Genomic DNA, 9,903 nt, shown 5'->3' with positions numbered 1-9,903 from the left:
AGTGAGAGCTACCCACCAGACCGGACCACACAGCCAACAGGTGAGCACCGGTAGCCGACACCGGCCAAGGATGCGAGGAACCGAATCTCGCCCGCCTTACCGGAACGTACGCGGCGATCCGGGCCGGGCAACCGTTACCCCGGCAACAGTTGGCCAACAATGACCAACATCAAATGTAACGGTTTTCCTAGGGTCGACTTGACGGCACAATATGGGGCATGCGGACCGACACGATCGAGCGCCCCGACACCGACGAACGCGTCGACGACGGGACCGGCGGCGATGCCCCGAAATATTTTCACTACGTCAAGAAGGACAAGATCGCCGAAAGCGCGGTGCTGGGCACCCACGTCGTGGCGCTGTGCGGCGAGGTTTTTCCGGTGACCAAGGCCGCCAAGCCGGGGTCGCCGGTGTGCCCGGATTGCAAGCGGATCTACGACAAACTCAAGAAGGGCTGATCTGCTTCCTGCCCTCCCGGCGTGACCGCAGCCAGCGTCCCAGTCGGTGGGCGTGGGTGGTCGGCGCCGGCCACTCTTCTTCGACTGCGGCGTTGAGTTCGGCGCCCAGCATGATGGCGAATCCACCGAAGAAGGCGAACAACAAAAACGCGATGGGTGTGGCCAACGCGCCGTAGGTGTAGCCGGTGCTGGTGATGTAGCGCAGGTAGACCCGCAGGCCCCAGGCGGCGACGACGAACACCGTGGTGGCCAGAAACGCTCCGACGACGAGTCGATGAGACGGAAGGGGCCTGGGTAAAGACGCCCGGTACAAGAAGGTGGTGCCCAGCAGGAGGCCGAGCACCAACGTGGGGTAATAGCCGAACGGCAGCAGGTCAGCCCAGCTGTGCGGGAGATGGTCGGCGATCTTGCGGGGTCCCAGCGCGATCAAGGGTGCCGCCATGATCGCCGCCATCAGCATCACGACGTAGAGCAGCAGCGCGAAGAGCCGCTGGCGCACCGGATGGCGCAGCGGCGTCTGGTCGTGCGCCTCGACCACGGAGTCGACGAATGCCGACACCGCCGATGAGCCTGCCCACAGTGAGATGACGAAACCGATCGAGACCACCTCGCCGCGGGCGTTCGCCACAATGTCCCGGATCGTGGGTTCGATGATCTCGTTGACGACACTTTTCGAGAAGAAGGTGCTTGCCGCGCCGATCAGCCGGTTTTGGATAGCTGGCAGGGTGTCCGCTCCGAACAGCGGCGCGATATATGACAGGCTGCCCAGCATCCCGAGCAGCAGCGGTGGCAACGACAGCACCGACCAGAAACCCGCCTGCGCTGACTCGGAGAAGATGGAGTCGTCCCAGCATTTCGCCATTGTTCGGCGAGTGATGCGCCAGAGGTGGTGCCGGGACGGCTTCGGGATTTCTTCGCGACTCATGACCGGACCAGCATTCCCGACCAGCGGCGGCCCTGCCAGATTGTCGGCGGGTCAGTCGGGTGTGCCGCTTCCTTAGGGCTCCAGCGGCGCGCTGACCTCGAGCACCGCGGCCAACTCGACCAGTTTCGCCTCATGCTCGTTGGCGTGGTGCTGGCAGAACAACAGCGCGGCTCCCGATGGCAGCGTCGCGCGCACCCGGGCCGCAGCACCGCACCGATCACACCGATCAGCCCTAGTCAACTCCGGACTGGTCAGCGTCGCGTTCATGGGTCCTCCGTTTCTCGCGTATCGTCCAAGTGTCTCAGACGCCCGGGCGTACGTCGTTGTTCCGCGCCGCTGCTGTGTCGTGTCTCACCTTCGGGTGAGCGGTGGGGTTCTACACCGCGCCGGTGGAGATCTGGGCGAAAAGCGTAACGGTGTCGCTCAGTCCAGGTAGTCTCGCAGCACCTGGGAGCGGCTGGGATGACGCAGCTTCGACATCGTCTTCGACTCAATCTGGCGGATGCGCTCGCGAGTGACGCCGTAGACCTGGCCGATCTCGTCCAGCGTGCGGGGCTGGCCGTCGGTGAGTCCGAATCGCAGGCGAACCACACCGGCTTCGCGCTCCGACAGCGTCTCCAGCACCGACTGCAGCTGGTCCTGCAGCAGGGTGAAGCTCACCGCGTCGACGGCCACCACCGCCTCGGAGTCCTCGATGAAATCACCGAGCTGCGAATCGCCTTCGTCGCCGATGGTCTGGTCCAGCGAGATCGGCTCACGGGCGTACTGCTGGATCTCCAGCACCTTCTCCGGGGTGATGTCCATCTCGGTGGCCAGCTCTTCGGGGGTGGGCTCGCGGCCCAGATCCTGCAGCAGCTCGCGCTGGATGCGGCCCAGCTTGTTGATCACTTCAACCATGTGCACCGGGATGCGGATGGTGCGGGCCTGGTCGGCCATCGCCCGGGTGATAGCTTGCCGGATCCACCAGGTGGCGTAAGTGGAGAACTTGTAACCCTTGGTGTAGTCAAACTTCTCCACCGCGCGGATCAAGCCCAGGTTGCCTTCCTGGATCAGATCCAAGAACGCCATCCCGCGGCCGGTGTAGCGTTTGGCCAGCGATACCACCAACCGCAGGTTCGCCTCCAGCAGGTGGTTCTTGGCACGGTCGCCGTCACGGCAGATCCAGGCCATGTCGCGCCGGTAGGCGACCGCCAGCTTCTGGCCCATCTGGGTGTATTCGGTCATCTTCTGGGTGGCGTACAGACCCGCTTCTATCCGCTTGGCCAGCTCGACTTCTTCTTCGGCATTGAGCAGTGCCACCTTGCCGATCTGTTTGAGGTAGGCGCGAACCGAGTCCGCCGAGGCGGTGAGTTCGGCATCCTTGCGGGCCTGCCGCAACGCCTCGGATTCCTCTTCGTCCCAGACGAAATCACCGGATGCCTTGTCCTTTTCGGTGGGCTCGGGAATCTCGTCGTCATCCTCTCTGGCGACATTGCCCTCAGCCGGAGCAGCGGGCGTCGCCGGGTCGGTGTCCACGTCGGCGTCGCCATCAGGACCGGCGTCGGCGTTGTCGGCAACATCCCCCTCGAGGTCGTCGAGGGCCACCTCGGCTATCGCGGCTATCTCGGCCACGGCGATGTCGTCGTCGCCGGGCTCGGCGTCGGTGTCCAGGCTGTCGGTCGTGGGAGTGAGATCAACGACGACGGTGGCCTCGGGGATGTCGCGGCTCCGGCTTTTGCTGGTCGTTGCCTTTTTCGCCGCGCTGGTCTTGGGCGCAGTCGTTTTGGGTGCAGTCGTTTTGGGTGCGTGGGTCTTTGGTGCCCGAGTCTTGACGGCGGTGGGCTTGGCCGTCCGGGTCTTGGGTGCGGTGGTCTTTGTGGTGCGTGTCTTGGCGGCGGTGGTTTTGGGTGTGCTGGTCTTAGCCGCCTGGGCCTTAGCCGCCTGGGCCTTGGCGGCGGTGGCCTTGGCGGCGGTGGCCTTGGCGGCGGTGGCCTTGGCTGTGGTGGCCTTGGCCGCGCCGCGCTTGGTTGCGGCACGCCCGGCGGTAGACCGCGCCGTGCGCTCGGTGGCCTTCTTTGCCGGTGCGGCGCGGTTCGCGGACGTGCTGACCGACCTCTTCGCAGGCGACCTGACGGCGGGCTTGGCGGGTGCTTTGGCGGCGGTGCGTTTCGTCGGCTTTTCGGTCGCCGGCTTTGACTTCGTCGCTGCCACGTCCGTCCCTTCGCTCGGACCGACTCTCGGTGTGCCGGGCCATGCGCAACCGAAAGTGCTGGATATGTCGGATGTCGGCTCTGATATCAGTGGGATATCAGCTGGGATAGTCGCCGCTATCGGTGAGGCGGCCGCCGCGGACCATTGTAACGACATCGGTGCCGGCAGCGCGGGAGCTGCACCGCCTGGATCGGCGGAAGTTCAGCGACTGACATCGGCGGTGGCCGCCATGGCCGCACCCACGATCCCCGCGGTGTTCTCCAGCGCCGCGGGGACCACCGGCGTCCGGTTTCCCAACAGCGGCACCCATTTCTGGGATTTCCGGCTGATCCCGCCACCGACGATGAACAAGTCCGGCCAGAACGCGTTCTCGATCGCCACCAGCACCTTGGTCACTTGTTTGGTCCACTGTTCGTAGCTCCAGCCGTGTTTGTCCCTGACCGACGAGGCGGCACGGTGCTCGGCCTCCTTGCCGCCCACCTCCAGGTGGCCCAACTCGGTGTTAGGCAGCAGCTTTCCGTTGTAGATGACGGCCGAGCCGATCCCCGTGCCGAAGGTGAGCAGCACGATCACCCCGGAGTGGTTCTTGCCGGCCCCGTACCGCACTTCGGCCAGTCCGGCCGCGTCAGCGTCATTGAGGACGACGACGTCCTGGCCGTCGAGTTCGGCGGCGATCGTCTCGCGTGCATTGACGCCGATCCACGACTTGTCCACGTTGGCCGCGGTCTGGGCGATGCCCCCGGTGACGACGCCGGGATAGGTCACCCCCAGCGGACCGGTCCAGCCGAACTCGCCCACCACGGCAGCGATGGTTCTGGCGACCTTCGAAGGAGTGGCCGGCTGCGGGGTGGCCTGCTTGTAGCGGTCGCCGATCAATTGCCCCGTGTCGAGGTCGACTATTCCGCCCTTGATGCCGCTGCCTCCGACGTCGACACCGAAACCACGTCGCTGCGGTGACGCGCCGGCGGCGTCGACGTCGCGCGTGCCGGCGATTGCGTGGGTCATTCGGTCTCCTCGGCGGAACGGATGTTCGCCCACACCCTAAACGGTGCCCGGATAGTGGCCCGCCGGGGCGCTGCGCGCCGAGAACACTCCCATCGACCCGTCACGGCCCAACCCGGTCAGCAGGTGCCGGCGTGGATCTTGGTCAGCAGCGTCGGATCGGGCGGACCGCTGGAGTCCGGACGTAGGCCGGCAAGCGCCGCGTCGATGTCATCGCTCTGCGTCAAGGTGGTGAAGTCTGTTCCGACGGCGAGGTCGACGGTGTCGTCGGTGCGGTCGTCGCGGAACAATTCGGTGCATGGCGCCACCAGCCACACCGCGGCCGCGCTGGCCTGACCGGCCGTGCCGAAGCGGATCTGGCCCGCGCAGTCCAGTCGGGTGTGGGCATAGACCGGGTCATTGGCGGCGGTCGGTTGTGCGAAGCCCAGATCCCGCAGTGCCCCGGCCACGTCGGCGGCCTGACCGGATCTTCCGCTGGCGTTGAGGACGCGGATCTTGGTCTCAGTCAACTTGGCCGGGATGACGCCGGCCATCGTGGCCCTCGCCACCTGCGTCCCCAGGCTGGGTTGGCCCGGCTCAGTCGGTGTCGGCGGCGTATTGCAGATCGCGACCTCATGGACATCGGTCGGGCGGGTGAGCGCAACGACCCACACCACGCTGGTTACCACCACCAAAAACGCCAGAACATAGATAGCGGGCCGGGCGTTGCGCCGCCGGAATGGCCGTCCGTGCTTGTCGAACGCGGTGCCCTTGGTGATTTGCGTGACCACATACGCACTCTAAAGGACTCGAACGGCCTCTTGAGGGCGCTGTTTCCGCAGGCGACCACGGCCCCGGAGAAAGTGTGACGCAAATCATAGTTGAACAGGTCGAGATACGGGCACGAATCATTTGGAAGTTGCGTTCGACGCTGGTACAAAGCCATGTGCTTGCAGGGTTACCAGGGTCTTACGAAGACACGTCTTACGAAGACACAGAGGGGAGAGACGATGCCGACCGACTATGACGCCCCACGACGTGCCGATGCTGACGACGTCTCGGAGGACTCGCTTGAGGAACTCAAGGCGCGACGCAACGAAGCGAAGGCGGCTGTGGTTGACGTCGATGAATCTGAATCCGCTGAATCCTTCGAGCTGCCCGGGGCCGATTTGTCCGGCGAGGAGTTGTCCGTCCGTGTCGTTCCCAAGCAGGCCGATGAATTCACCTGCTCGTGTTGCTTTTTGGTGCAGCACCGCAGTCGATTGGCCAGCGCGAAGAATGGCGTGATGATCTGTACCGATTGTGCGGCCTGACCCGCCTGCAGACGTCCAGGGCCGTTCAGTCCCTTAGCGCCGACAGCACCCGCTGGGGGTGGCGACAACTCACCAGCCAGTAGGGGGTCGGATCGTCTGGATCGTCGAGGACGAGCAACACCATGGGGCCCACCCAGCCCCGGTGCACCACATACGCCGCCGGATCGAGTTGGCGGCCCAGTGCCGCCGACTTCGCCGAACTCGGGACCTCGGTGCAACGGCCGATCACGCTGGCGGGCAGATGCGCCGCACCCACCCATAACTCGACTTGGCCGTCACTACCGTCACTGCCGTCACTGCCGTCACTGCCGGTGACCCGCACCTCCACGCGCCCCAGCCACAGCAGCACGACCGCGGCCACCGCTAACAGCACAACGAACGGCAGCCAGTCCGGCAGGCTGCGCACGCCGAGCACGACTTCGTACGCGATCAGTGCCGCCGCCGCGAAACCCAGCGGCCACCACCACCACGGCACTCGCAGTCGCTCGCGATACCGCACGTTCTGCGACGCCCGCGAACTGAGGGGCGATCCCGACACCCGGTTGAGGGTAGTCTTCTGCCTCGTGTCGACCAGTCTGGCGGTTGTCCGCCTGGATCGCGGGCTGCCGCTGCCGAGCCGTGCCCATGACGGTGACGCCGGCGTCGATCTCTACAGCGCCGTTGACGTCGAACTCGCCCCAGGCCGGCGCGCCCTGGTGCCGACCGGCGTCGCCGTGGCTGTTCCCTTCGGCATGGTGGGCCTAGTACACCCCCGCTCTGGTTTGGCTGCGCGGGTAGGGCTTTCGATCGTCAACAGTCCCGGTACTATTGACGCGGGCTATCGTGGCGAGATCAAGGTTGCGTTGGTCAACCTCGACCCCGCTGCAGCGATTACCGTGCATCGCGGCGACCGGATCGCCCAGTTGCTGGTGCAGCGCGTCGAACTTCCCGAACTAGTCGAGGTGACGTCGTTCGACGAGGCCGGGCTGGCGGGCACAACCCGTGGGGACGGTGGTCACGGTTCCTCTGGTGGACATGCGAGTCTGTAGGAGCGGTGCTTGCCATGGCATTCGGTAGACGCAAAGACAGAACAGACGACGACTCGGTAACCGGCCAACCCGAGCGGGACCTCGACGGCGCGGAACCGGATGCGGGCGAGTCGGAACCGGCCGAGGAACTGGACGGCCCGTTCGACATCGAAGACTTCGACGACCCCGCCGTGGCCGCGCTGGCCCGGCTGGACCTCGGCTCCGTGCTGGTCCCGATGCCGGAGGGCAGCCAGGTCCAGGTCGAGCTGACCGATACTGGCGTGCCGAGCGCGGTGTGGGTGGTCACACCCAACGGCAGGTTCACCATCGCCGCTTACGCTGCGCCCAAGACCGCGGGCCTGTGGCGAGAGGTGGCCGGTGAGCTTGCCGACGCGCTGCGCAAGGACTCTGCCAACGTCACCATCCTCGACGGGCCGTGGGGCCGGGAGGTCGTGGGCGTCGCCGCAGGCGCGGTCCGGTTCATCGGCGTCGACGGTTACCGCTGGATGGTTCGCTGCGTGGTCAACGGTGCCCACGACACGATGGATGCGCTGATCGCGGAAGCGCGAGCCGCGTTGGCGGACACGGTGGTTCGCCGTGGTGACACGCCGCTGCCGGTGCGCACGCCGCTGCCGGTTCAGTTACCCGAGCCGATGGCCGAGCAGTTGCGGGCTGCCGCGGCGCAACAGGCGGCGCAACAGGCCGCGCAACAACGCGGGGGCGGGGACCAGGTCCCGCCCGAGCCCGTGGCGCGGCGCAGCGCCGACGGGTCCGCGATGCAGCAGCTGCGCACCATCACCGGCGGTTAACGCGCCCGCGCATCGGCCAGCGCGGCCAGACAGGCCGCGCCCAGCGCGGCCGGGCGGGCGCCGATCTGATCCAGCGTCACAGTGCGCAGTGCCGCCCGCGGCGCCGCGGCCACCCACTCGGCGGCTACGTGCAGCGGATGAACCGGATCGTCGGTCGCGGCAGCCACACCCAGCGGCACGCGTAGCCGCTGCAGGTCGGTGCGACTGGGTGCGACGTAGCACGCCGCTTCGGCCAGGGCGTCGGGCAGCTGCGGCCACTGGCCGGTCCACGAGCGAGTCAGCTCGTCGGCCAGCCAGGCCGGGCTGGAGGCGTGCAGCTGGGCCACCGCCGCCGCCAGCCCGTCGCGGCGCAGTTGCCGTGCGGTGTGCCGGGCCGCCAGCGCCGCCGGCGCCGCGCCGGGCGAGCCGGTCCAGGCCGGCAGCGCCGCCAGCACGGCGACCACCCGGTCGGGGCGCGGCAACGCCCACGCGATGGCCACCGCCGCGCCGATCGACACCCCGCCGACCAGGATCGGTTCCCGCGTTGCCGCGGTCGCGGTGTCCAACGCCGCCAGGTAACCGTCGACCAGGTGTTCCGGCTGCGGCCTGGGCGCCGTCAACACGGCGCCGGCCTGCTGCAGCGGGACGGAGAACGCCCGGCGGATGTACTGGTCGTCGGATCCGGTTCCCGGCAGCAAGACGGCGGTCACCCCGCCAAGATCGACAGTCACTCTACGATCGTGCCCGGTGTCGACAACAACTCGGACACCGATCCGCGGGCCGCGTGGAAACAGCTAAAGAAGGGGTCTACGGTGTCTTAGGCACGCATGGGAGTGGTTCCCGTTTGGCTGGAGCGTCAGGAGATGCCATGGCGACGACCGAAGGTTACCTACGCAGGTTGACTCGACGGTTGACGGAGCACCCGGAGCTACGCGATGTCGAGCAGTTGTCCGACGAGGCGGTCAACACCGGTGCGCAGCGCGCGATCGATTGCCAGCGTGGCCAGGAAGTCACGATGGTGGGGACACTGCGCAGTGTGGAGGCCAACGCCAAGGGTTGCGCTGGTGGAGTCCGCGCCGAATTGTTCGATGGCACCGACGCGGTCACCCTGGTCTGGCTGGGGCAGCGCCGGATACCCGGAATCGACTCCGGCCGCACGCTGCGGGTACACGGTCGGCTGGGCAAGCTGGAGAACGGCACCAAGGCGATGTACAACCCGCACTACGAAATTCAGCGGTGAGCGACACGATCGCCCAGACAGCGGAGACCGCCGACACCCACCCCCTGGTGGCACAGCTGGGCGGGGTGGGCGGGCTCGTCTACTCGTCGCTGCCGGTGGTGGTGTTCGTGCCGGCGTCGCGCGCGTTCGGCCTGCGGTCGGCCACCGTTGCGGCCGTCGGGGTGGCCGCGCTGATCCTGGTGTGGCGGTTGATCCGTCGGGAATCCACCAAGCCGGCGGTGTCGGGGTTTTTCGGGGTCGGCGTCTGCGTGCTGATCGCGTACCTGATGGGGGATTCCAAGGGATATTTCCTGCTGGGCATCTGGATGTCGCTGCTATGGGCGGTGGCCTTCACGGTGTCGGTGCTGATCCGCCGTCCGGTCGTCGGCTATCTGTGGGCGTGGATCAGCGGGCAGGATCGTGGCTGGCGCGACGCACGGCGGGCGGTGTACGCCTTCGACGTCGCCACTGTGACCTGGGTGCTGGTGTTCGCATCCCGGTTCGTCGTGCAGCGGCTGCTCTACGACGCCGACGAAACCGGCTGGCTGGCGGTGGCCCGCATCGCGATGGGTTGGCCGCTGACCGCCCTGGCAGCCCTGGTGACCTACTTCGCGGTCAAGGTCGTCCGGCGCCTGGTGGATCCGGCCGTATCGGTTTAGTGGGTCGATAGCAGCAGTTTGCGCAGTTCGTCCTCGACCTCGGCCACTGCGACGAGCAGGAGCTCGTCGCCGCCCTCCAGCGGCTCGTCGTCCTGGGGCACGATGACCCGCGAGCCGCGCAGGATCGTCACCAGTGCGGCGTCGCGCGGCAACGCCAGCTTGCGCATCGGCTTGCCGCCCCATGGCGTGTCGTCGGGCAGGGTGATCTCGAGCAGGTTGGCTTGACCTTTGCGGAACTCCATCAGCCGAACCAGGTCGCCGACCGCGACCGCCTCCTCGACAAGGGAGGCCAGCATCCGCGGGGTGGACACCGCCACGTCCACGCCCCAGGCCTCGGTGAAAAGCCATTCGTTGCGGGGATCG

General features: G+C 67.0%; 14 protein-coding genes. 6 read left to right on the top strand and 8 right to left on the bottom strand.

The features are described from left to right. Nucleotides 1-218: 218 nt before the first annotated feature. Nucleotides 219-458: a DUF3039 domain-containing protein gene (locus AC2VOP_RS05530; protein WP_486960017.1), complete on the top strand. Its 240-nt coding sequence runs from the start codon at nucleotides 219-221 to the stop codon at nucleotides 456-458. Here the strand turns inward: AC2VOP_RS05530 and AC2VOP_RS05525 are convergent. From AC2VOP_RS05525 to cei, 5 genes are all read right to left on the bottom strand, one after another. Beyond that, nucleotides 445-1,383 (bottom strand): YihY/virulence factor BrkB family protein, encoded by a 939-nt coding sequence (locus tag AC2VOP_RS05525; RefSeq protein ID WP_486960016.1) that lies wholly within the window; start codon nucleotides 1,381-1,383, stop codon nucleotides 445-447. The two genes, AC2VOP_RS05530 and AC2VOP_RS05525, sit on opposite strands and share 14 nt — an antisense overlap. A gap of 72 nt (nucleotides 1,384-1,455) precedes the next feature. Next, nucleotides 1,456-1,650: a DUF7455 domain-containing protein gene (locus AC2VOP_RS05520; RefSeq protein WP_486960015.1), complete on the bottom strand. Its 195-nt coding sequence runs from the start codon at nucleotides 1,648-1,650 to the stop codon at nucleotides 1,456-1,458. Between the two features lie 156 nt (nucleotides 1,651-1,806). Beyond that, the gene (locus tag AC2VOP_RS05515; RefSeq protein WP_486960014.1) at nucleotides 1,807-3,573 is read right to left on the bottom strand and encodes an RNA polymerase sigma factor; all 1,767 of its coding nucleotides are present in this window, start codon (nucleotides 3,571-3,573) and stop codon (nucleotides 1,807-1,809) included. 201 nt (nucleotides 3,574-3,774) lie between these two features. Then, entirely contained in the window at nucleotides 3,775-4,578 is an 804-nt protein-coding gene (gene ppgK / locus AC2VOP_RS05510; RefSeq protein ID WP_486960013.1) for a polyphosphate--glucose phosphotransferase, read from the bottom strand. A 116-nt stretch (nucleotides 4,579-4,694) separates the two neighbouring features. Next, nucleotides 4,695-5,345, bottom strand: a complete 651-nt coding sequence (gene cei, locus AC2VOP_RS05505) for an envelope integrity protein Cei (RefSeq protein ID WP_486960012.1) — start codon at nucleotides 5,343-5,345, stop codon at nucleotides 4,695-4,697. A 219-nt stretch (nucleotides 5,346-5,564) separates the two neighbouring features. Between cei and AC2VOP_RS05500 the strand changes: the two genes are divergently transcribed. Next, nucleotides 5,565-5,867 (top strand): DUF4193 domain-containing protein, encoded by a 303-nt coding sequence (locus AC2VOP_RS05500; RefSeq protein WP_486960011.1) that lies wholly within the window; start codon nucleotides 5,565-5,567, stop codon nucleotides 5,865-5,867. Between the two features lie 25 nt (nucleotides 5,868-5,892). On the opposite strand, the gene AC2VOP_RS05495 is transcribed toward AC2VOP_RS05500, so the two are convergent. Further along, a complete protein-coding gene (locus AC2VOP_RS05495) occupies nucleotides 5,893-6,405 on the bottom strand; it encodes a DUF3093 domain-containing protein (protein ID WP_486960010.1) in 513 nt (170 codons plus the stop codon). A 25-nt stretch (nucleotides 6,406-6,430) separates the two neighbouring features. On the opposite strand from AC2VOP_RS05495, the gene dut reads away from it, so the two are divergent. Both dut and AC2VOP_RS05485 read left to right on the top strand, forming a co-directional pair. Then, complete coding sequence (gene dut / locus AC2VOP_RS05490; RefSeq protein ID WP_486960009.1) at nucleotides 6,431-6,895, top strand: dUTP diphosphatase; 465 nt, start codon at nucleotides 6,431-6,433, stop codon at nucleotides 6,893-6,895. 14 nt (nucleotides 6,896-6,909) lie between these two features. Next, a complete protein-coding gene (locus tag AC2VOP_RS05485; RefSeq protein ID WP_486960008.1) occupies nucleotides 6,910-7,683 on the top strand; it encodes a DUF3710 domain-containing protein in 774 nt (257 codons plus the stop codon). Here the strand turns inward: AC2VOP_RS05485 and AC2VOP_RS05480 are convergent. Beyond that, a complete protein-coding gene (locus AC2VOP_RS05480) occupies nucleotides 7,680-8,393 on the bottom strand; it encodes an alpha/beta hydrolase (protein WP_486960007.1) in 714 nt (237 codons plus the stop codon). The genes AC2VOP_RS05485 and AC2VOP_RS05480 overlap by 4 nt on opposite strands. A 137-nt stretch (nucleotides 8,394-8,530) precedes the next feature. On the opposite strand from AC2VOP_RS05480, the gene AC2VOP_RS05475 reads away from it, so the two are divergent. Both AC2VOP_RS05475 and AC2VOP_RS05470 read left to right on the top strand, forming a co-directional pair. Next, nucleotides 8,531-8,902 (top strand): OB-fold nucleic acid binding domain-containing protein, encoded by a 372-nt coding sequence (locus AC2VOP_RS05475; RefSeq protein WP_486960006.1) that lies wholly within the window; start codon nucleotides 8,531-8,533, stop codon nucleotides 8,900-8,902. Beyond that, the gene (locus tag AC2VOP_RS05470; RefSeq protein ID WP_486960005.1) at nucleotides 8,899-9,540 is read left to right on the top strand and encodes a DUF3159 domain-containing protein; all 642 of its coding nucleotides are present in this window, start codon (nucleotides 8,899-8,901) and stop codon (nucleotides 9,538-9,540) included. Before AC2VOP_RS05475 ends, AC2VOP_RS05470 begins: the two co-directional genes overlap by 4 nt. On the opposite strand, the gene AC2VOP_RS05465 is transcribed toward AC2VOP_RS05470, so the two are convergent. Further along, nucleotides 9,537-9,903: TrkA C-terminal domain-containing protein (locus AC2VOP_RS05465; RefSeq protein WP_486960004.1), on the bottom strand; the 367-nt coding region annotated here is incomplete at its 5' end. The two genes, AC2VOP_RS05470 and AC2VOP_RS05465, sit on opposite strands and share 4 nt — an antisense overlap.

Source organism: Mycobacterium sp. TH-M106 (genome assembly GCF_057473765.1).
This window is presented reverse-complemented; position numbering and strand designations above follow the sequence as displayed.